The sequence below is a fragment of the Pseudomonas sp. PS02288 genome, from assembly GCF_029959715.1.
In the GTDB taxonomy this organism is placed as follows: domain Bacteria; phylum Pseudomonadota; class Gammaproteobacteria; order Pseudomonadales; family Pseudomonadaceae; genus Pseudomonas_O; species Pseudomonas_O kuykendallii.
In genome coordinates, this window is the sequence record NZ_JASCPA010000013.1 from 25883 (window position 1) to 48388 (window position 22506).

Sequence of the window (22506 nt, forward strand, 5' to 3'; positions counted from 1 at the left end):
ATTCTAACCAAGGCTTCACCGAAGCGGCAGCATCCGGGAGTTTGGAGTAGCGCGCCCAGTTTTGATCTGGTAAGTTCGCCCGCTTGCAGACGCGGGGCCGGGTTGACCGGCGAAGGACATCTTCCTGCGCAGTGGACCAAAAAGAGTTGAGAGGCGGCCATCCATGCCCACCAAAGCTAAAGAACAGAGCAGCCAGCTGAACCGTGGCTACGAGCCCTACCAGGAAACCAAGGGCGAGGAGTACATGAGCGACAAGATGCGCGCTCACTTCACCGGCATCCTCAACAAGTGGAAAAAGGAGCTGATGGAAGAGGTCGACCGTACCGTGCATCACATGCAGGACGAAGCCGCCAACTTCCCCGATCCGGCCGACCGCGCCAGCCAGGAAGAAGAGTTCAGCCTGGAACTGCGCGCCCGTGACCGCGAGCGCAAGCTGATCAAGAAGATCGACGAGACGCTGCAGCTGATCGAAGACAACGACTACGGCTGGTGCGATTCCTGCGGCGTGGAAATCGGCATCCGCCGGCTCGAAGCCCGCCCCACCGCCACGCTCTGCATCGACTGCAAGACGCTGGCGGAAATCAAGGAAAAGCAGATCGGTTCATGATCTCGACGGGGCGCCAAGGCGCCCCGTTTCGTTTCTGCCGTTTGCCCTTCGAGCAGGCGATTTGCGTGGAACCAGGCCGTCTGGCGCAATGCCGGGCAACGCATCGATAATCCGCCGATGAACACCTCTTCCTATATAGGCCGCTTCGCACCGACGCCCAGTGGTCATCTGCATTTCGGTTCGCTGGTCGCCGCCCTTGCCTCCTGGCTCGACGCCCGCGCGCTCGGCGGTCGCTGGCTGCTGCGAATGGAAGACCTCGACCCGCCCCGCGAAGTCCCTGGCGCCCAGGCCGGCATCCTGCAGACGCTGGAGCGCTACGGCCTGCACTGGGACGGCGAGATCGTCCGCCAGAGCGAGCGTCACGCCGCCTACCTGCAGATCATCGAACGCCTGCAGCAGCAGGGCCTGGCCTATGCCTGCAGCTGCTCGCGCAAGCAGCTCGAAGGCCAGGGTGGCGTCTATCCCGGCACCTGCCGCGACGCCCGGCACGCCAGCGAAGACGCGGCGATCCGCCTGCGCGTGCCGCAGCTGGAATACCGCTTCGTCGATCGCGTGCAGGGCGAGTTCAGCCAGCACCTGGGCCGCGACGTCGGCGATTTCGTCATCCGTCGGCGCGACGGGTTGTTCGCCTACCAGTTGGCGGTGGTGCTCGACGACGCCTGGCAGGGTGTCACCGATATCGTCCGCGGCGCCGATCTGCTCGACTCGACGCCGCGCCAGCTCTACCTGCAGGAACTGCTGGGGCTGCCCCAGCCGCGTTACCTGCACGTGCCGCTGATCATCCAGCCGGACGGGCACAAGCTGGGCAAGTCGTACCGCTCGCCGCCGCTGGCCGCCGGTCAGGCATCGCCATTGCTGTTGCGCGCGCTGCGGGCGCTCGGCCAACCCACGCCGGACGCCGCCGAAGGCGCCGCCCCCGAGCAGCTGCTCGCCTGGGCCGCACGGCACTGGGACGCCGGCCTCATTCCGCGCTGTCGCACCCTGGCCGAGGCACAGCTGCGCTAGGCGCCGCCCCACGACCTTGCGCTTATAGCTTGCGGCGCGCCGCTTCCATTACCATCGCCCGACTTCCGAATCGAGACCGAGCATGTACATCTACCGACTGGTCTTGCTCCTGGTGGTGGGTATCTACCTGTTTTCCCCGGCCATCATGGATTGGTGGATCGACCCCAACGGCGCCTGGTACCGGCCGTATCTGCTCTGGCTGATCCTCATCGTGGTCACCTTCATCCTGCAGAGCCAGCGAGACGCCGATGAGCTTTAGCCTGAGCCAGCTGACGCTGGTCAGCGCCGTCTACCTGTTCGCCCTGTTCGGCGTCGCCTGGCTCAGCGAGCACGGCGTGGTGCCGAGGCGCCTGGTTCGCCACCCCCTGGTCTACACGCTGTCGCTGGGCGTCTACGCCAGCGCCTGGGCCTTCTACGGCACGGTCGGCCTGGCGTACCAGTACGGCTACGGCTTCCTCGCCAGTTACCTCGGCGTCTCCGGCGCCTTCCTGCTGGCGCCGGTGCTGCTCTATCCGATCCTGCGCATCACCCGCGCCTATCAACTGTCGTCGCTGGCCGACCTGTTCGCCTTCCGCTTCCGCAGCGGCTGGGCCGGGGCGCTGACCACGCTGTTCATGCTGATCGGCATCCTGCCGCTGCTGGCCCTGCAGATCCAGGCGGTGGCCGACTCCATCGGCATCCTCGCCGGCGAGGCGCAGCAGGCGAAGATGGCACTGGGCTACTGCCTGATGATCATCCTCTTCACCATTCTCTTCGGCGCCCGCCACATCGCCACCCGCGAGAAACACGAGGGGCTGGTCTTCGCCATCGCCTTCGAGTCGATGGTCAAGCTGATCGCCCTGGGCGGCATCGGCCTGTATTCGCTGTACGGCGTGTTCGGCGGGCCGCACCAGCTGGAGGTCTGGCTGCTGCAACACCAGACGGCGCTGACCACCCTGCACACGCCGCTGCAGGAAGGGCCATGGCGCACGCTGCTGCTGGTGTTCTTCGCGTCGGCGATCGTCATGCCGCACATGTACCACATGACCTTCACCGAGAACCTCAACCCGCGCGGGCTGGTGAGCGCCAGTTGGGGCCTGCCGCTGTTCCTGCTGCTGATGAGCCTGGCGGTGCCGCCGATTCTCTGGGGCGGCCTGAAGCTGGGCGCCACCACCAACCCGGAATACTTCTCCCTGGGACTGGGCCTCGCCGCCGGCAAGCCGGCGCTGGCGATGCTCGCCTACGTCGGCGGCCTGTCCGCCTCCAGCGGGCTGATCATCGTCTCGACGCTGGCGCTCTCGGGAATGGTCCTCAACCACCTGGTGCTGCCGGCCTACCAGCCGCCGGCCGAGGGCAACATCTACCGCTGGCTGAAATGGACCCGCCGCGGCCTGATCGCCGCGATCATCCTCGCCGGCTACGGCTTCTACCTGCTGCTGGGCGCGCAGCAGGACCTCTCCAACCTGGGCATCGTGTCCTTCGTCGCCACCCTGCAGTTCCTCCCTGGCGTGCTCTCGGTGCTCTACTGGCCGACCGCCAACCGGCGCGGCTTCATCGCCGGCCTGCTGGCCGGCATCGCGGTGTGGACGGTGGGCATGCTGCTGCCGCTGGTCGGCGACATGGAGGGCTTCTACCTGCCCTTCTTCGACCTCATCTACGTGCTCGACGACACCAGCTGGCACCTGGCGGCGATCGCCTCGCTGGCCGCCAACGTGCTGGTGTTCACCCTGGTTTCGCTGTTCACCGAGGGCAGCGTCGAGGAGAAGAGCGCCGCCGAGGCCTGCGCGGTGGACAACGTGCGCCGTCCGCAACGCCGCGAGCTGCTCGCCGCCTCGCCGCAGGAGTTCGCCGCCCAGCTGGCCAAGCCGCTCGGCGGCAAGACCGCGCAGAAGGAGGTGGCCCAGGCCCTGCGCGATCTGCACCTGCCCTTCGACGAGCGCCGCCCCTATGCCTTGCGCCGCCTGCGCGACCGTATCGAGGCCAACCTGTCGGGGTTGATGGGGCCGAGCGTGGCGCAGGACCTGGTGGAAGGTTTCCTGCCCTACAAATCCGGCAGCGAGGGCTATGTCACCGAGGACATCCACTTCATCGAGAGCCGCCTGGAAGACTACCAGTCGCGCCTCACCGGCCTTGCCGCCGAGCTCGACGCGCTGCGCCGCTACCACCGGCAGACCCTGCAGGAACTGCCGATGGGTGTCTGCTCGCTGGCCAAGGACCATGAAATCCTCATGTGGAACCGCGCGATGGAGGAACTCACCGAGATTCCCGCCCAGCGGGTGGTCGGCTCGCGCCTGTCGGCACTCGGCGAACCCTGGAAGAGCCTGCTGGAGAACTTCATCGCCGCCGACGACCAGCATTTGCACAAGCAGCACCTGGACCTCGCCGGGCACACGCGCTGGCTCAACCTGCACAAGGCGGCGATCGACGAGCCGCTGGCGCCGGGCAACAGCGGGCTGGTGCTGCTGGTCGAGGACCAGACCGAGACCCAGTCGCTGGAAGACAAGCTGGCGCACTCCGAACGGCTGGCCAGCATCGGCCGCCTCGCCGCCGGAGTCGCCCACGAGATCGGCAACCCGATCACCGGCATCGCCTGCCTGGCACAGAACCTGCGCGAAGAGCGCGAGGCCGACGAGGAACTCAGCGAAATCAGCAGCCAGATCGTCGAGCAGACCAAGCGGGTGTCACGCATCGTCCAGTCGCTGATGAGCTTCGCCCACGCCGGTAGCCGCCAGGTCGAGAGCGAATCGGTCTGCCTGGCGGACATCGCCCAGGAAGCCATCGGCCTGCTGTCGCTGAACAAACGCAGCGTCGACGTACAGTTCTACAACCTCTGCGACCCCGCGCACTGCGCCGAAGGCGATTCGCAACGCCTGGCCCAGGTGCTGATCAACCTGCTGTCCAACGCCCGCGACGCCTCGCCGGAAGGCGGCGCGATCCGGGTACGCAGCGAGGCCAGCGAGCACAGCGTCGAGCTGATCGTCGAGGACGAAGGCGGCGGAATTCCGAAGGCGATCGCCGACCGGCTGTTCGAGCCTTTCTTCACCACCAAGGACCCCGGCAAGGGGACCGGCCTGGGGCTCGCGCTGGTCTATTCGATCGTGAAAGAGCATTATGGCCAAATAACACTCGACAGCCCGGTGGACACCGAGCACCAGCGCGGCACCCGTTTCAGGGTCCGTTTGCCGAGGTATGTCGAAGCGACGTCCGCAGTGATCCCCGGGAGCTGAAATGCAGGCTGCATGCCGCTTGGCGGCTATTTCCGCGCAGCCCCGAGACCGTCGAGAGAATTCTATTGATGCCGAATATCCTGATCGTCGAAGACGAAACAATCATCCGCTCCGCCTTGCGCCGACTGCTCGAGCGCAACCAGTACGAAGTCAGCGAAGCCGGCTCCGTGCAGGAAGCCCAGGAGCGCTTCAGCATTCCGTCCTTCGACCTCATCGTCAGCGACCTACGCCTGCCGGGCGCGCCCGGTACCGAGCTGATCAAGCTCGCCCAGGGCACCCCGGTGCTGATCATGACCAGCTACGCCAGCCTGCGCTCGGCGGTGGATTCGATGAAGATGGGCGCGGTCGATTACATCGCCAAGCCGTTCGACCACGATGAAATGCTCCAGGCCGTGGCCCGCATCCTGCGCGATCGCCAGGGCGCCAGCAGCGCGCCGGCCGAACAGCCGAATGCGACGCGCGGTGCCGACAAACCGGCGTCCGCGAACGGCGAGATCGGCATCATCGGCTCCTGCGCGGCGATGCAGGACATGTACAGCAAGATCCGCAAGGTCGCGCCGACCGACTCCAACGTATTGATCCAGGGTGAATCCGGCACCGGCAAGGAGCTGGTCGCGCGCGCCCTGCACAACCTGTCCAGGCGCGCCAAGGCGCCGCTGATCTCGGTGAACTGCGCGGCGATCCCGGAGACCCTGATCGAGTCCGAACTGTTCGGCCACGAGAAAGGCGCCTTCACCGGCGCCAGCGCCGGCCGCGCCGGCCTGGTCGAAGCGGCCGACGGTGGCACGCTGTTTCTCGACGAGATCGGCGAGCTGCCGCTGGAAGCCCAGGCCCGCCTGCTGCGCGTGTTGCAGGAAGGCGAGATCCGCCGGGTCGGGTCGGTGCAGTCGCAGAAGGTCGACGTGCGCCTGATCGCCGCCACCCACCGCGACCTGAAAACCCTGGCCAAGATCGGCCAGTTCCGCGAGGACCTCTATTACCGCCTGCACGTCATCGCGCTGAAACTGCCGCCGCTGCGCGAGCGCGGCGCCGACGTCAGCGAGATCGCCCGCGCCTTCCTTGCCCGCCAATGCGCGCGCATGGGCCGCGACCTGCGCTTCGCCGCGGACGCCGAACAGGCGATTCGCCACTATTCCTGGCCGGGCAACGTGCGCGAGCTGGAGAACGCCATCGAGCGTGCGGTGATTCTCTGCGAGAGCCCGGACATCTCGGCCGACCTGCTGGGGATCGACGTGGAGCTGAGCGACCTCGACGACGACGATTTCGTGGAAAGCGCCGCGCAGGGCAGCAGCAACAGCCACGAGCCGACCGAGGACCTGTCGCTGGAGGACTACTTCCAGCACTTCGTCCTCGAACACCAGGACCACATGACCGAAACGGAACTGGCCCGCAAGCTCGGCATCAGCCGCAAGTGCCTGTGGGAACGTCGCCAGCGCCTGGGCATCCCACGCCGCAAGAGCGCCACCGCGGACGTATCCGAGATCCGGTAACGTCTCGCGACACACACATCCTGTTACCGCACACGGATGCGACGTAACAAAGCCGGGTTCATCGGTAACGGGGACCCGGCTTTTTTTCACTCCCGCCGCCGCCCATAAAAATCAAATCATTGATTTATAAGGACTTTTAAAAACTGGCACAGCTTCTGCTTTATCTATTGCACAACAACAATAACAAACGCTGAACCCCACAATAAAAACAAGACGTATCGACTCCAGCACAATAAAAACAACACGGCGGAGGCGCAGCTAACTGATTCTTTTGGAGAGGAATTGCTTTTGGGGCTTGCCCCACAGCCAGGACAAGAACAATAAAACTGCCTAGAGGCAGCGCGGACTGGTTGGATCACAAGGTCATGGCAGCGTCAGCGTCCAAAGTAATCCGTTTGCTATTAGCTCCCAGAGTGGGAGTCCGTCCTCAGGCCCCTGGCCTCGAGGAACGGGTCGGACAACAAAAACAACAAGCCGACATAATAATAAAAACAAAGAAAGCATTACTTAGGGGGAGCTTCGGCTCCCCCAGTAGCTTTACCCCCCGCAAGATCCGTCGTTCACCATCCCCCCTCGTAATGTTAGAATCCGCGAAAATCAAGCGGTCATTCTCAATCCTGGCCGATCATCCCGCCAAACAGTGCCATCCATGCTGAAGAAGCTGTTCCAGTCGTTCCGCTCACCCCTGCGCCGTGCCCAGCACCCGCGTAGCACCCCCGAGGTGCTGAGTAGTCGCCAGCATTCCCTGACCCACTCCCAGATCAGCCGTCACGCCGTGAGTGTGGTAGAGCGCCTGCAGAAGGCCGGCTACGAAGCCTACGTGGTCGGCGGTTGCGTGCGCGACCTGCTGCTCAACTACACGCCCAAGGATTTCGACGTCGCCACCAGCGCCACGCCCGAGCAGGTCCGCGCCGAGTTCCGCAACGCGCGGGTGATCGGCCGCCGCTTCAAGCTGGTCCATGTGCATTTCGGCCGCGAGATCATCGAGGTCGCGACCTTCCGCGCCAACCACCCGCAAGGCGATGACGAGGAGGACAGCAACCAGTCCTCGCGCAACGAGAGCGGGCGAATCCTGCGCGACAACGTCTACGGCACGCTGGAGGACGACGCGCAGCGCCGCGACTTCACCATCAACGCGCTTTACTACGATCCCAGCACCGAGCGCATCCTCGACTACGCGCGCGGCGTGAAGGACATCGACGATCACCTGATCCGCCTGATCGGCGTGCCGGAGCAACGCTACCAGGAAGATCCGGTGCGCATGCTGCGGGCGATCCGCTTCGCCGCCAAGCTCGACTTCGACATCGAGAAGCACAGCGCCGAGCCGATCCGCCGACTGGCTCCGATGCTGCGCGAAATCCCCTCGGCGCGGCTGTTCGACGAAGTGCTCAAGCTGTTCCTCTCCGGCGTGGCCGAGGAGACCTTCGAGCTGCTGCTCGAGTACGACCTCTACGCGCCGCTGTTCCCGGCCAGCGCGAAGGCGCTCGAGCAGCGCCCGGAGTACGCGGGCTCGCTGATTCGCCAGGCCCTGGCGAACACCGACGAACGCGTCCACCTGGGCAAACCGGTGACGCCGGCATTCCTCTTCGCCGCCTTGCTGTGGCCTGCTCTGCCGGCCCGCGTGCTGCAACTCCAGGATCGCGGCCTGCCGCCGATCGCGGCAATGCAGGAAGCCGCGCACACGCTGATCGTCGAACAGTGCCAGCGCACCGCGGTGCCGAAGCGCTTCACCATCCCGATTCGCGAAATCTGGGACATGCAGGAACGCCTGCCCCGTCGCCACGGCAAGCGCGCCGACCTGTTGCTGGAAAACCCCCGTTTCCGCGCGGGCTACGACTTCCTCCTGCTGCGCGAAAGCGCTGGCGAGGAAACCGACGGCCTGGGCGACTGGTGGACCGACTATCAGGACGCCAGCGACAGCGAACGGCGCGCCATGATCCGCGACCTCAGCGGCAAGGACGATGCCGGCGGTGCGCCACGCAAGCGTCGCCGTGGCGGCAATCGTCGCCGCCGCGGCCCGCAGGATGGCGCGCCGAGCTCGGCCGACTGATCCGTGGAACGGGTCTACCTCGGCCTGGGCAGCAACCTCGCCGAGCCACTCGCCCAGCTCGGCGCGGCGCTGCAAGCCATCGGCGAGTTGCCGCAATCGCAGCTCGTCGCCGTCTCTTCCTTCTATTCCAGCGACCCGCTCGGCCCACCGGACCAACCGCGCTACCTCAACGCCGTCGCCGCGCTCGATACCTCGCTGGCGCCCCTCGCATTGCTCGACGCACTGCAGGCCATCGAGCAGGAGCAGGGCCGCCAGCGCAAGGCCGAACGCTGGGGCCCGCGCACCCTCGACCTGGACATCCTGGCGTTCGGCGACCGGCTGATCGACGAGCCCCGGCTGCGCGTGCCGCACTACCATATGCACGCGCGGCCCTTCGTCCTCTATCCGCTGGCGGAAATCGCCCCGGGGCTGCGCCTGGCCGATGGCCGGACGCTCGACGAGCTGCTCGCCGCCTGCCCGTTCAGCGGCCTCGAGCGACTGCCGGTAACGCCGTAACACGGCGGTAACACCACCTAATTGACTTCACGCCCCCCCATCGGGACTATAGGCGTCCCGTTGCCCAGAGCCGGTGCCAAAAACCGGTGCGATCAGGACGGGTGAAGTGTCGTGCGAGCAATCCCCGCGGGCTTCCAGGCCGCCAAAACCGCCTCGTGCAGTACCATCACACCGCCTGCGAAGAGGACCTTTTCCATGCCTGAAACAACCCTGACGTCCCTGCAACAACTCAAGCTGCAGGGCGAGAAGATCGCCATGCTGACCTGTTACGACGCCACCTTCGCCGACGCCTGTTGCGCCGCTGGCGTCGAGATGCTGCTGATTGGCGACTCCCTGGGCATGGTCCTGCAGGGCCACGACAGCACGCTGCCGGTCAGCGTCGAGGACATGGTCTATCACACGGCCTGCGTGAAGCGCGGCAACAAGGGCGCAATGATCGTCGCCGACCTGCCGTTCATGGCCAACGCCACGCTCGAGCAGACGCTGAACAATTCCGCGCGGCTGATGAAGGCCGGCGCACACATGGTCAAGGTGGAAGGCGCCGCCTGGCTGGCCGAGTCGATCCGGCTTCTCGCCGAGCGCGGGATTCCGGTCTGCGCGCACCTGGGCCTGACGCCGCAGGCGGTGAACATCCTCGGCGGCTACAAGGTGCAGGGACGCGGCGACGCCCAGGCGCGTCAGCTGCGCGCCGACGCCGTGGCGCTGGAACAGGCCGGCGTGGCGATGCTGCTGCTCGAATGCGTACCCAGCGAGCTGGCCGCGGAGATCACCCAGGCGGTGAAGATTCCGGTGATCGGCATCGGTGCCGGCAGCGATACCGACGGCCAGGTGCTGGTGTTGCACGACATGCTCGGGCTGTCCCTCTCAGGCCGCATGCCGAAGTTCGTGAAGAACTTCATGGAAGGCCAGAGCAGCATCCAGGGCGCCCTCGCCGCCTACGTGCGCGAGGTGAAGGCCGTCAGCTTCCCCGCCGCCGAACACGGTTTCTCCGCATGATCACCGTGCATACCGTCGCGGAACTGCGCGCCGCCGTGCTGCACGCGCGCCGCGCAGGCAAACGCATCGGCCTGGTGCCGACCATGGGCAATTTGCACGCCGGCCACGCGGCGCTGGTCGAACGGATCGCCGAGCACGCCGACTTCGTGGTCGCCAGCATCTTCGTCAATCCGCTGCAGTTCGGCCCGCGCGAAGACCTCGCGACCTACCCGCGCACGCTCCCGGCCGATCAGGAAAAGCTCCTCGCCGCAGGCTGCGACCTCTTGTTCGCGCCCAGCGTCGAGCAGATGTACCCCAATGGCGCCGACGGCCAGACCCGGGTCAGCGTGCCCGAAGTGTCCGAAGGCCTGTGCGGCGCCAGCCGTCCGGGTCATTTCGAAGGCGTGGCGACGGTGGTCAACAAGCTGTTCAACATGGTCCAGCCGGATGTCGCGGTGTTCGGCCAGAAGGATTTCCAGCAACTGGCGGTGATCCGCAAGATGGTCGCCGACCTCAACCTGCCGATCGAGATCATCGGTGCGCCGACCGTGCGCGCCAGCGACGGGCTGGCGCTGTCCTCGCGCAACGGCTACCTCGACGAACGGCAACGCGCCACGGCGCCGGCCCTGTATCGCAGCATGACGCGCCTGGCCGACGGCCTGCGCGCCGGCAACACCGACCGCGCCGCGCTGCTCGAGCAGGCACGCACCGAGCAGGAAGCGTCCGGCCTGCGCGTCGACTATCTGGAAATCCGCGAAGCCGCCCACCTGCGCGCAGCGCGTCCGGAAGACCGTAAACTGGTGATTCTGGCCGCCGCGTACCTCGGTAGCACGCGCCTGATCGACAACCTGACCGTCGAGCTGCCGCCGACCGGCTGAGCGTCGCGAGGATGCCGCCAGGCCTCCGGGCAGAGCGGCGCGCTAGATTCGAAAAGCCCCGGAACACTGGGGGCTTTTCCTGTTCCAAGCAGTTCAGCGGTATAGGACATGCGCCCGGTCGACGCGACCGCGGTGCCTGAACAAGGCTCAAGCTAAGGAAGCCGGACATTCATGGCGTACTACCAGAATCCCCTCGACGTAACTTCCCTCCCCTCCTGGAAAGCCCTCACCGATCACCGGCTGAACCTGCAGAACTTCAGCATGCGCGAGGCCTTCGCCTCGGACCCGCAGCGCTTCAGCGACTTCTCCCTAAGCGCCTGCGGCCTGTTCCTCGACTACTCGAAGAACCTGATCACCCACGAGACCCGCGACCTGCTGGTCAGCCTGGCGCGCGAGGCCGGCGTCGAGCAGGCGCTGCACGCGATGTTCGAGGGTCAGCCGATCAATGCCTCGGAAAAGCGCCCGGTGCTGCACACCGCCCTGCGCCGCCCGGTGGGCGAATGCATCATGGTCGACGGGCACAACATCATCCCCGACGTACACCAGGTGCTGAACCAGATGACCGACGTGGTCGGCCGCATCCACACCAACCAGTGGCGCGGCTACAACGACAAGACCATCACCGACGTGGTGAACATTGGCATCGGCGGCTCCTTCCTCGGCCCCCAGCTGGTTTCCGAGGCGCTGCTGCCGTTCACCCAGAACGGCGTGCGCTGCCACTACCTGGCCAACATCGACGGTAGCGAATTCCGCGAGGTGATGGCCAAGCTGAACGTCGAGACCACGCTGTTCATCATTTCCAGCAAGACCTTCAGCACCCTGGAAACCCTGAAGAACGCCCAGGCCGCGCGGGCCTGGTACCTGGCCCGTGGCGGCACCCAGGAGAAGCTCTACCGGCATTTCATCGCGGTCACCAGCAACAAGCCGGCCGCCGTGGCGTTCGGCATCCTCGAGAAGAACGTGTTCCCGATGTGGGACTGGGTCGGCGGGCGCTACTCGCTATGGTCGGCCATCGGTCTGCCGATCGCGCTGGCGGTGGGCATGTCCAACTTCAAGGAGCTGCTTTCCGGCGCCTACACCATGGATACGCACTTCCGCACCGCGCCATTCGAGAAGAACATGCCGGTGCTGCTGGCCATGCTGGGCGTCTGGTACAGCAATTTCTGGGATGCCCAGAGCCACGCCTTCCTGCCGTACGACCACTACCTGCGCAACTTCGTCAAACACCTGCAGCAGCTGGACATGGAGTCCAACGGCAAGAGCGTGCGCCAGGACGGCTCGCCGGTGTCATGCGATACCGGGCCGATCATCTGGGGCGGCGTCGGCTGCAACGGTCAGCACGCCTATCACCAGTTGCTGCACCAGGGCACGCCGCTGATCCCGTCGGACTTCATCGTGCCGGTCGTCAGCTTCAACCCGGTCGCCGACCACCACCAGTGGCTGTATGCCAACTGCCTGTCGCAGAGCCAGGCGCTGATGCGCGGCAAGACCCGCGCGGAGGCCGAGGCCGAACTGCGCGAGAAGGGCTTGGACGATGCCGAGGTGCAGCGCCTGGCGCCGCACAAGGTGATTCCCGGCAACCGCCCGAGCAACACCCTCGTGCTGGAACGCATCAGCCCGCGCCGCCTCGGCGCGCTGATCGCGCTGTACGAGCACAAGGTGTTCGTCCAGGGTGTGATCTGGGGGATCAACTCCTTCGACCAGTGGGGTGTCGAGCTGGGCAAGGAACTCGGCAAATCGGTGTACCAGAAGCTCACCGCCTACGAGGCGGACGCCGCCGAGGATGCTTCCACCCAGGGCCTGATCGACTACTTCCGCGGCCGTCACCGCGGCTGAGCGCCCTGCGCGCCGCGCGGCTAAGCCGCGGCGCGCGGCCGCTCCCGCCGAAACATTCCTACAACTAAAGACAGCCGTCGCCCGGCCATCGGTACTTGAATGCGCCGGCGGCGCGGGTGCACCCTACGAACACAGCGGATACAAAAACAAAGGAACCCGCCCATGTTCGAGATCAGCACCCACCCCGTCAGCGACGCGGTGCGGCAGTACGCGCACCTGGACCGCGACGACTACCAGCGCCTTTACCGGCAATCCGTCGAACAGCCCGAGACGTTCTGGGCCGAGCAGGCAACGACCTTCCTCGACTGGGTCAAGCCCTGGGACAGCCTCCACGAAAGCGACATGCGGCGCGGCCACGCCTCCTGGTTCAAGGGCGGCCAGCTCAACGTCAGCTACAACTGCATCGACCGCCACCTGGAAAAGCGCGGCGAGCAGATCGCCATCGTCTGGGAAGGTGACAATCCCGCCGAGTCGGCGCAGATCACCTACCGCAAGCTCCATCACCACGTCTGCCGCCTGGCCAACGTGCTGAAGAGCCGCGGCGTGAAGAAGGGCGACCGGGTGTGCATCTACATGCCGATGATTCCCGAAGCCGCCTACGCCATGCTCGCCTGCACGCGCATCGGCGCGATCCATTCGGTGGTGTTCGGCGGTTTCTCCCCGGACGCCCTGCGCGACCGCATCCTCGATGCCGACTGCCGCACCGTGATCACCGCCGACGAGGGCGTGCGCGGCGGCAAGTACGTGCCGCTGAAGAATAACGTCGACCAGGCCCTGCAGCGCTGCCCGGAGGTCTCCACCGTGCTGGTGGTGGAACGCACCCAGGGCGAGATCGAATGGGTCGAAGGCCGCGACCTCTGGTATCACCAGGCGGTGCGCCAGGCCTCCGCCGAATGCCCGGTGGAACCAATGGATGCCGAGGACCCGCTGTTCGTCCTCTACACCTCCGGCAGCACCGGCAAGCCGAAAGGCGTGCTGCACAGTACCGCCGGCTACCTGCTCGGCGCGGCGATGACCCACCGCTACGCGCTGGACTACCACGACGGCGAAATCCACTGGTGCACCGCCGACCTCGGCTGGATCACCGGCCACGACTACGTGGTCTACGGCCCGCTGGCGAACGGCGCCACCACCCTGATGTTCGAGGGCGTACCGAGCTACCCGGACGCCTCGCGCTTCTGGCAAGTGGTCGACAAGCATCAGGTGAACATCTTCTACACCGCGCCGACGGCGATACGCGCGCTGATGCGCGAGGGCGACGAGCCGGTCCTGCGCACCTCACGCGCCAGCCTGCGCCTGCTCGCCAGCGCTGGCGAGCCGATCAACCCGGAAGCCTGGGAATGGTTCTACGAGGTGGTGGGCGACAGCCGCTGCCCGATCGCCGACACCTGGTGGCAGACCGAGACCGGCGCCATCATGATCGCCCCGCTGCCCGGCGCCATGGCGCTCAAGCCCGGCTCCGCGACGCAGCCGTTCTTCGGCGTGCAGCCGGTGATCCTCGACGAACAGGGCCAGGAAATCGAAGGCCCCGGCGCCGGCATGCTCGCAATCAAATCAAGCTGGCCGAGCCAGATCCGCAGCATCTACGGCGATCATCAGCGGCTCATCGACACCTATTTCTCGCAGTATCCCGGCTACTACTTCACCGGCGACGGCGCGCGCCGCGACGAGGACGGCGACTACTGGATCACCGGCCGCGTCGACGACGTGATCAACGTCTCCGGCCACCGCATCGGCACCGCCGAGGTGGAAAGCGCGCTGGTCAGCCATGACGATGTCGCCGAGGCCGCGGTGGTCGGCTGCCCGCATGCGGTGAAGGGCCAGGGCCTGTACGCCTTCGTCACCCTGATGAACGGCGCCCAGCCGAGCGACGGGCTCAGGCTGGACCTGCTCAAGCGGGTGGCTGGCGAGATCGGCAGCTTCGCCAAGCCGGACGCGCTGCAATGGGCGCCGAGCCTGCCGAAGACCCGGTCCGGCAAGATCATGCGACGCATCCTGCGCAAGATCGCCTGCAACGAACTGGACGAACTCGGCGACACCTCGACCCTGGCCGACCCTGGCGTGGTCGACGACCTGATCGAGAACCGCCTGAACCGTTGAGCCGTACGCGTCGTCGGCGTACGCGCCGGCGACCTGTAACGCGCGCTGCATCCGTTATCATCGACCGATGGAAATCCTTCGCCGTCGCATCGAAACTCAGGTCCTCAGCCTTACCGGCCTCGCGCTCGGCGGGGTCGACTTCGAGCATCCGCCGGGCGACCCCGGCCTGTTCGGTCCGGACTCGGCGTGTTGGAAGGTCCACGGCGACTTCACCTCGATGCTGATCGGCGGCATCTCCGCGCTGATGCTGCAAGCGCTGCATCCACTGGCGCTGGCGGGCGTCTGGGACCATTCGAACTTCCGCGAGGACATGCTCGGCCGGCTGCGCCGCACCGGGCAGTTCATCTCGGCCACCACCTACGGCAGCCGCGCCGATGCCGAACGGCTGATCGAACGGGTCCGACGCATCCATGAGGGGGTGGTCGGGCAGGCGGCGGACGGACGCCCCTATGCGGCGTCCGACCCGGCATTGCTGACCTGGGTCCACGTCGCCGAGGTCAGCAGCTTCCTCAAGGCGCATCTACGCTACCTCGACCCGGATCTGCCGGGCGCCGAGCAGGACCGCTACTACGCCGAAATCGCCCGGGTCGCCGAACGCCTCGGCGCCCATGACGTGCCGCGCTCGCGAGTGGAGATCGACCACTACCTGCAAGCGCAGCGCGCGCAGTTGGTCTGCGATGGGCGCTCGCGCGAGGTGCTGCGCATTCTCCTCGCTGCGCCGGCGCCCAGCCTCCTGGCCAAACCGTTCGGCACGTTGATGATGCAGGCCGGCATCGACCTGCTGCCGGACTGGGCGCACGGCATGCTCGGGTTCGACTTCGCACCCGGCAAACGCCGGCTGATCCGCGTCGGCGTGCGCAATGCCGCGCCACTGCTGCGCTGGGCCGTGCGCAATGGCTCGCTGGCGCGCGCCCGGCGACGCATGGGGCTGGCGCCGCTGCGCTGACCTGGCCCGGTACGTGACCGCCCGGTTCGCGTTTTGAGCGCCGCCACCGGTCTGTGCCAACATAGCGAATCGTCGCGCCAACCGCGCCCACGCTCGAGGAGTCGTCATGCAAGAAGTCGTTATCGTCGCCGCCACCCGCACCGCCGTCGGCAGCTTCCAGGGCTCGCTGGCGAACCTGCCCGCCGTCGAACTGGGCGCCGCGGTGATCCGTCGTTTGCTCGAACAGACCGGCCTCGACCCCGCCGAGGTGGACGAAGTGATCCTCGGCCAGGTGCTCACCGCGGGCGCCGGGCAGAACCCCGCCCGGCAGGCCGCGATCAAGGGCGGCCTGCCCTACTCGGTGCCGGCTCTGACCCTGAACAAGGTCTGCGGCTCCGGCCTCAAGGCGCTGCATCTCGGTGCCCAGGCGATCCGCTGTGGCGACGCCGAGGTGGTGATCGCCGGCGGCCAGGAGAACATGAGCCTGGCGCCCTACGTCATGCCCGGCGCGCGCACCGGCCTGCGCATGGGCCACGCCAAACTGGTCGACACGATGATCGAGGACGGCCTGTGGGACGCCTTCAACGACTACCACATGGGGATCACCGCCGAGAACCTGGTGGAGAAGTACTCGCTGACCCGCGAGGAGCAGGACGCCTTCGCCGCGGCCTCGCAGCGCAAGGCCGTCGCCGCCATCGAGAGCGGGCGCTTCAAGGACGAGATCACCCCGATCACCCTTCCGCAGCGCAAGGGTGAGCCGCTGGTCTTCGACACCGACGAACAGCCGCGCGCCGGCACCAGCGAGGAAAGCCTGGCCAAGCTCAAGCCGGCGTTCGCCAAGACTGGCTGCGTCACCGCCGGCAACGCCTCGGCGCTGAACGACGGCGCCGCCGCCGTGCTGCTGATGAGCGCCGACAAGGCCCGCGCGCTGGGCCTGCCGGTGCTGGCGCGCATCGCCGCCTATGCCAGCGCCGGCGTCGACCCGGCGATCATGGGCATCGGCCCGGTGCCGGCCACCCGCCGCTGCCTGGAGAAGGCCGGCTGGACGCTGGAACAGCTCGACCTCATCGAAGCCAACGAGGCGTTCGCCGCGCAATCGCTGTCGGTGGGCAAGGAACTGGGCTGGGACGCCGCCAAGGTCAACGTCAACGGCGGTGCCATCGCCATCGGCCACCCGATCGGCGCATCGGGCTGCCGCGTGCTGGTCACCCTGCTCCACGAAATGCTCAAGCGCGACGCGAAAAAGGGCCTGGCGACCCTGTGCATCGGCGGTGGCCAAGGCGTGGCACTGGCGCTCGAGCGCTAGCCAGTCGGCCCGAACGGGGCCTCGACCGGCTTTTTTCGCTACACTGCGCGGCCCTCTCTTTCGAGTCGCCGCGCATGCCCTCTCTCGATCAGGCGCTGCGCGCCGCCCTCTTGCAGCGCGAGCCGCTGCTCGCCGAACTGCACGCCCAGGCCACCGACTGCTACCGCCTGTTCCACGGCAGCCAGGAAGGCACGCCCGGCCTCACCCTCGACCGCTACGGCCCGCAACTGCTGGTGCAGAGTTTCCACCAGCCGCTGGATCAGGCCCTGCTGCCGGACCTGCTCGGCCAGGTCGAGGCGGCCCTCGGCGTGCCCTTGCTGCTGGTCTACAACGACCGCTCCGGTGGCAACTCGCGCATCGACCGCAGCGCCGGCGCGCACCAGCCCGACACCACCGCGCTGGCCGACCTCGTCGGGCGTGAATGGGGGCTGAACTACCGCGTGCGCGGTCGCCATCCCGGCCAGGACCCGCTGCTGTTCCTCGACCTGCGCAACGCGCGCGGCTGGGTCAAGGCGCACAGCGCCGGCAAGTCGGTGCTCAACCTGTTCGCCTATACCTGCGGCGTCGGCCTCTGCGCGGCGGCCGGCGGCGCGAGCGAGGTGTGCAACCTGGATTTCGCCGAAGGCAACCTCGCGGTCGGCCGGGAAAACCTGGCGCTCAATCCGGAGCTGGCGATGAGCTTCGTGCAGTCCGACTACTTCTCGGCGATCCGCCAGCTCGCCGGGCTACCGGTCAGCAGCCGCCGTGGGCACAGGCTGCCGTCGTACCAACGCCTGGCGCCGCGCACCTTCGACCTGGTGTTCCTCGACCCGCCGGCCTGGGCGAAGAGCGCGTTCGGCACCGTCGATCTGCTGCGCGACTATCAGAGCCTGCTCAAGCCCGCGCTGCTGGCCACCGCGGAGGATGGCGTGCTGCTCTGTTGCAACAACCTGGCGAAGGTCGCCCTCGCCGACTGGCGCGAGCAGGTGCTGCGCTGCGCCAGCAAGCTCGGTCGCCGCGTGCGCGACTGCCAGCAGATCGAACCGGCGGCGGACTTCCCCTCGCGCGATGGCCAGCCGCCGCTGAAGACGCTGGTGCTGCGCTTCTAGCGAAACCGCAGCGGCGCTTCGGAACCGCGACGACATGCCATACTCCAACGAACCTTTCGTCGGGACAGAAGACTACCCATGCCCAAAGGATTGAAACGCGCCGGCATCGCCGCCCTGGTCGCCCTCGCGCTGTACGCCCTGATCGGCTTCCTGATCCTGCCCGCCGTCGCGGTGCGCGTGGTCAACGCGAAGCTCGCCGAGTACGCCACGGTTCCGGCGCATCTGGAAAAGGTCCGCTTCAACCCCTTCACGCTGGAGCTGGAGCTCACCGGGCTGCGCTTCGGCGAGATCGGCGGCGAGTCGCTAGCCTTCGCCCGGCTCTACGCCAACCTGCAGCTGAACAGCCTCTGGAGCGGTGCGCTGCACCTGGCCGACGTGGAACTCGAGCAGCCGCTGGTGGACCTGCGCTTCGCCAAGGACGGCGCGTTGAACCTCGCCCAGCTGTTCAAGTTGCCGCCCGCCGAAACGGCGACCGAAGCACCGGCCGACGCCGAGGAAGGCCCGTTCCCGGTGCGTATCGACCGCCTGGCAATCGCCAGCGGCAAGCTGCACTTCGAGGACCTGCGCCCGAGCGAGCCCATCGAATTCTTCTACGACTCGCTGGATCTCGACCTGGCAAACCTCAGCACACTGCCCGATGGCAACGCCGAGGCCACGCTGTCCGCCAGCAATCCGGCCGGCGGCCGCATCGACTGGCAGGGCCAGGTGAGCCTGGCGCCGATCCGCTCCAGCGGCCACCTGCAGGTCACCGACGTCGCCTTGAAGACGTTCTGGCCCTACGTGCGCGACGCTGCGCCGCTGGACCTCGAGGACGGCACCGCCAGCCTGGACAGCCGTTACGAGCTGGACCTCAGCCAGGGCACCGAGCTGCGCCTGAGCGACGCCAGCCTCAAGCTGGCGCCGTTCTCGATCAAGGCACCGGATGGCCGTCCGCTGCTCAAGCTTGCCAGCCTGGATGTGGCCAAGGTGGCACTGGACCTGGCCCGGCGCCAGGTGGAAATCGGCGAGGTGCGCAGCCAGGGCCTGGAAGCCTGGGCCGCCCGCGAGGCCGACGGCCAGATCGACTGGCAGAAGCTGTTCGCGCAGAACGCCGCCGAGCCCGCTCCGGCCGCTGCCGTCGAAGCCGCACCGTCGGCAGCGGAAGCGACGGAAGCGACGGAAGCGCAAACGCCCTGGCAGGTACTGCTGCAGGATGCGCAGCTGCGGGGCGCGAAACTGCATCTCGCCGACCGCCAGCCGAAGCCCGCGGTCACGCTGGAAGTCGGCCCGTTGGACCTGGATGTCAGCGCCTTCGACAGCCTCGGGACCTCGCCCTTCCAGCTCAAGCTGAACACCGCCATAGCCGGCCAGGGACGCCTGCAGGTGGAAGGCCAGGCCCAGCTGCAGCCGACCAGTGCGCAACTCAAGGTCGTCAGCAAGGACATCGACCTGCGCCTGGCCCAGGCCTACCTCAGCCCATTCATTCGCCTGGAGTTGCGCAGCGGCCTGCTGAGCAGCGACCTCGATGTCGCGCTGACCGGCACCGAGCCTCTGGCATTGAGCGTCACCGGCAGCGCCGACGTGGCCCAGTTGCATACGCTCGACACGCTCAAGGGGCGCGACTTCGTCAAATGGCGCGCGCTGGCGATCAAGGGCCTGGATTACCGCCACGGCAAGAGCCTGAGCATCGACACGGTCAACCTCGACCAGCCCTACGCACGCGTGGTGATCAACGAGGACCTCACCACCAACGTAAAGGAGCTGCTGGTTCCGCAGCCGCCCTCGAACGAGCCGGACAGCCCGCCGCTGGCGATACGCATCGGTGCGATCGGCCTCAAGGACGGTTCGGCGAATTTCGCCGACTTCAGCCTGCGCCCCAACTTCGCCACCGCCATCGGCCAGCTCAACGGCAAGATCGGCACCCTCGACAACCGCAGCAAGAAGGCCGCTCCGGTGGAAATCGCCGGCAAGGTGGACCGCTACGCGCCGGTCAGCATCCGTGGCCGCCTGGAAGCCTTCGATCCGCTTAACAGCCTGGACATCGCCACCAGCTTCCACAACGTCGAGCTGACCACGCTGACACCCTACTCCGGCAAGTTCGCCGGCTACCGCATCCGCAAGGGCCGCCTCGACCTCGACCTGCATTACAAGGTTGAGCAGGGCCGGCTGAACGCCGAGAACAAGCTGGTGCTGCATCAGCTGGAGCTGGGTGAACGGGTCGACAGCAAGGACGCGGTGGACCTGCCGGTGCGCCTGGCGGTGGCCTTGCTCAAGGACACCAAGGGCGTGATCTCCATCGAGCTGCCGGTGCAGGGCAACCTCAACGACCCGCAGTTCAGCGTCATGCCGATCGTCTGGCAGACCCTGCGCAACCTGGTGCTGCGCGCGGTGCAGGCGCCCTTCAAGCTGATCGCCGGGCTGGTGCCCGGTGGCGGCGACAACCTGGATCAGGTTTCCTTCGCGCCCGGCAGCGCCGAACTGGACGACAGCGCGATGCGCTCGCTGGACACCCTCGCCGATGCGCTGAAGAAGCGCCCCGAACTGCGCCTGGAAGTCGAAGGCGTCAGCGCCCGTGCCAGCGATGGCCTGCCCCTGGCCGAGCAGCGCCTGGAGCGTGAGTACCGTACCGTCAGCTACCGCATGCTGCAGCGGCGCGGCGACAAGGTGCCGGCCAGCGCCGACGAGCTGGTGGTGGAGGACGATGACAAGCCCGCGCTGCTCGAAGGCATCTACCGCGATCGGCTCAAGCAGCAGCCGCCGGCGGAGTGGAAAGAGCTCGACCGCGAACAGCGCTTAGCGAAGATGCGCGAGGCAGTGGTCGGCTCCTGGGTACAGCGCCCGACCAGCCTGCTCTCGCGCAAGCTGGCCCAGGACCGCGCCGCGAACATCAAGGATTACCTGGTGCAACGCGGCGGCCTGGAGGATCAGCGCATCTACCTGCTCGACGTCAGCCTGATCCAGGGCGAAGGAAACGGTCCGGTGCCCACCACCCTGCACCTGGATGCAGAATGAGGCGCTGGGCCATCGGTGCACTGCTGGGCGTGATGGCCTCGACGGGCATGGCCGCCGACAGCATGCGCTGCGGCAGCAACCTGGTCAGCGCCGGCGATCGCGCCTTCGAGGTGGAGAGCAAGTGCGGCGCACCCCGGGAACGCGATCTGGTCGGTTTCACCGACGGCTATTCGCGCGCCGACCTGAAGATCGAAGAGTGGGTCTACGGCCCCAACAACGGGATGCTCTACATCCTCCGCTTCGAGGGAAACCGGCTGATACGAATCGAATCGCGGCGCCCCTGACAGCGCGCCAGCCTCGGGTGTAGGCTGGCCGCTCCTCATCCAGCAGCCATCCATCGTGACCTACCGTCTTCTCGCTCTTCTCTGCCTGCTGCCCCTGGCCGCCCAGACCCAGGCGTCCTCGTCGTTTCGCTGCGGTAATGCGCTGGTCACGACGGACGATCACATGGCGGAGGTGGCGGGCAAATGCGGCGACCCGGTCAGCCGCGATTTCCTCGGCTACCGCGAGCGCACCGACGACTACGGCTATCGCAACGAGGTGCAGGTGGAGGAGTGGCTCTACGGCCCGCGCAACGGCATGTACTACTACCTGCGTTTCGAGGGCAACCGGCTGGTCAACGTCGACAGCAAGCGCAACTAGGCGCCCCGCCGACACTAAGCTCATTAGAGGCAACGCGCATCCGGATGCGGTGCCGACTGCTGGTGCGCGTGGCGCACCCTACTGAAATGCGGTGCCGCAGTCGGCGACGGTAGGGTGCGCCGTGCGCACCCATTAGCGCGGTGTTGCCCGGCGGCGCTCAGGGGCAAACCAACGATAGAAGCGGGGCGCACGTCCAAGCCTGTATAGCGCATGAAAAAGCCCCGCCCGGTTGCCCGGGCGGGGCTTCGTACTTCCTGTCGGTCAGCAGCGGACTGCGTTCCTGTCGCTCATCCTGAGCGGTCTTCCCTGCGACAGTCCTCGCTATGAGCGGGCTGACTGTGACCGCAATCCTCCGGATTCAGGCAGCGCCATCCTGGCTGCAGCGGTCGGTACGCGGCGTGTTACTCGGTGGACTTCAGGCCGTCTGCGGAGACAGCTTTGACACCTTTGATTGTCTTGGCTTTCTGCACGGCAAGGTCACGCTCGGCATCGCTCGGCACTACGCCGGAGAGCGAAACCACACCCTTGTTGGTTTCCACTTTGATGTCCAGGCCGCTGATGCTGTCATCGGCGAGGAAGCTGGATTTGACCTTGCTGGTGATCCAGGTATCAGAAACCGCTTCTTCGGCCTGATCGACTTTCTCGTTGGCGGCCAGCATTTGCGGCTGAGACTGAACGGGGGTAGCAGCAAATGCGGCATTGGCCAGGGGCAGGCTCAGAGCAGTGGCGGCGACAGCGGCAAAAGTCCACTTGGTGAAAGGCTGTTTCATGCGGATGTACTCCTGTTTTTCTGATAGTGCCTGCAGCTATGTCCCGCCGCAGTCCACGTATAACAGCGCAAGCGCTGTGCCATCTTCTAGACAAACATAAATCCAATAAATTCAGGCACTTGAAAAACGACAGCGAAGCGAC

At 66.6% G+C, this 22506-nt stretch carries 18 protein-coding genes; 17 read left to right on the forward strand and 1 reads right to left on the reverse strand.

The window, feature by feature from the left end:
- Positions 1-163: 163 nt before the first annotated feature.
- From dksA to QMX85_RS07870, 17 genes are all read left to right on the forward strand, one after another.
- A complete protein-coding gene (gene dksA / locus QMX85_RS07790) occupies positions 164-607 on the forward strand; it encodes an RNA polymerase-binding protein DksA (protein ID WP_090223573.1) in 444 nt (147 codons plus the stop codon).
- 117 nt (positions 608-724) lie between these two features.
- A complete protein-coding gene (gene gluQRS, locus QMX85_RS07795) occupies positions 725-1612 on the forward strand; it encodes a tRNA glutamyl-Q(34) synthetase GluQRS (RefSeq protein ID WP_282339588.1) in 888 nt (295 codons plus the stop codon).
- An 82-nt stretch (positions 1613-1694) separates the two neighbouring features.
- Positions 1695-1871, forward strand: coding sequence for a hypothetical protein (locus QMX85_RS07800; protein WP_003095129.1), 177 nt, complete (start codon positions 1695-1697; stop codon positions 1869-1871).
- Complete coding sequence (locus tag QMX85_RS07805) at positions 1861-4818, forward strand: sensor histidine kinase (protein WP_282339590.1); 2958 nt, start codon at positions 1861-1863, stop codon at positions 4816-4818. The genes QMX85_RS07800 and QMX85_RS07805 overlap by 11 nt, the downstream gene beginning before the upstream one ends.
- Before the next feature lie 68 nt (positions 4819-4886).
- Positions 4887-6308 carry a sigma-54 dependent transcriptional regulator gene (locus tag QMX85_RS07810; RefSeq protein WP_282339591.1) on the forward strand — a complete coding sequence of 474 codons (1422 nt, stop codon included), beginning with the start codon at positions 4887-4889 and terminating at the stop codon, positions 6306-6308.
- Positions 6309-6957: 649 nt separating this feature from the next.
- Positions 6958-8358, forward strand: a complete 1401-nt coding sequence (locus QMX85_RS07815; protein ID WP_282339593.1) for a polynucleotide adenylyltransferase PcnB — start codon at positions 6958-6960, stop codon at positions 8356-8358.
- 3 nt (positions 8359-8361) lie between these two features.
- On the forward strand, positions 8362-8853 hold the full coding sequence (gene folK, locus QMX85_RS07820; protein WP_282339594.1) for a 2-amino-4-hydroxy-6-hydroxymethyldihydropteridine diphosphokinase: 492 nt from the start codon (positions 8362-8364) through the stop codon (positions 8851-8853).
- Between the two features lie 195 nt (positions 8854-9048).
- Positions 9049-9849: a 3-methyl-2-oxobutanoate hydroxymethyltransferase gene (gene panB, locus QMX85_RS07825; RefSeq protein ID WP_090223584.1), complete on the forward strand. Its 801-nt coding sequence runs from the start codon at positions 9049-9051 to the stop codon at positions 9847-9849.
- Complete coding sequence (gene panC, locus QMX85_RS07830; protein WP_090223585.1) at positions 9846-10706, forward strand: pantoate--beta-alanine ligase; 861 nt, start codon at positions 9846-9848, stop codon at positions 10704-10706. The genes panB and panC overlap by 4 nt, the downstream gene beginning before the upstream one ends.
- A 171-nt stretch (positions 10707-10877) precedes the next feature.
- Complete coding sequence (gene pgi / locus QMX85_RS07835; protein WP_282339598.1) at positions 10878-12542, forward strand: glucose-6-phosphate isomerase; 1665 nt, start codon at positions 10878-10880, stop codon at positions 12540-12542.
- 162 nt (positions 12543-12704) lie between these two features.
- Positions 12705-14642 carry an acetate--CoA ligase gene (acs, locus tag QMX85_RS07840; protein WP_282339600.1) on the forward strand — a complete coding sequence of 646 codons (1938 nt, stop codon included), beginning with the start codon at positions 12705-12707 and terminating at the stop codon, positions 14640-14642.
- A gap of 67 nt (positions 14643-14709) precedes the next feature.
- Positions 14710-15588 (forward strand): oxygenase MpaB family protein, encoded by an 879-nt coding sequence (locus tag QMX85_RS07845; RefSeq protein WP_282339602.1) that lies wholly within the window; start codon positions 14710-14712, stop codon positions 15586-15588.
- 106 nt (positions 15589-15694) lie between these two features.
- The gene (locus tag QMX85_RS07850) at positions 15695-16873 is read left to right on the forward strand and encodes an acetyl-CoA C-acetyltransferase (RefSeq protein WP_282339604.1); all 1179 of its coding nucleotides are present in this window, start codon (positions 15695-15697) and stop codon (positions 16871-16873) included.
- Positions 16874-16947: 74 nt separating this feature from the next.
- Positions 16948-17961, forward strand: a complete 1014-nt coding sequence (locus QMX85_RS07855; protein WP_282339607.1) for a class I SAM-dependent methyltransferase — start codon at positions 16948-16950, stop codon at positions 17959-17961.
- A 78-nt stretch (positions 17962-18039) separates the two neighbouring features.
- Positions 18040-20952 (forward strand): DUF748 domain-containing protein, encoded by a 2913-nt coding sequence (locus tag QMX85_RS07860; protein ID WP_282339608.1) that lies wholly within the window; start codon positions 18040-18042, stop codon positions 20950-20952.
- Positions 20949-21236, forward strand: coding sequence for a DUF2845 domain-containing protein (locus QMX85_RS07865; protein WP_282339609.1), 288 nt, complete (start codon positions 20949-20951; stop codon positions 21234-21236). Before QMX85_RS07860 ends, QMX85_RS07865 begins: the two co-directional genes overlap by 4 nt.
- Before the next feature lie 55 nt (positions 21237-21291).
- Complete coding sequence (locus tag QMX85_RS07870) at positions 21292-21594, forward strand: DUF2845 domain-containing protein (RefSeq protein ID WP_090223600.1); 303 nt, start codon at positions 21292-21294, stop codon at positions 21592-21594.
- Positions 21595-21995: 401 nt separating this feature from the next.
- Here the strand turns inward: QMX85_RS07870 and QMX85_RS07875 are convergent, their stop codons facing one another.
- Positions 21996-22364, reverse strand: coding sequence for a BON domain-containing protein (locus QMX85_RS07875; RefSeq protein WP_090223602.1), 369 nt, complete (start codon positions 22362-22364; stop codon positions 21996-21998).
- Between the last annotated feature and the right edge of the window lie 142 nt (positions 22365-22506).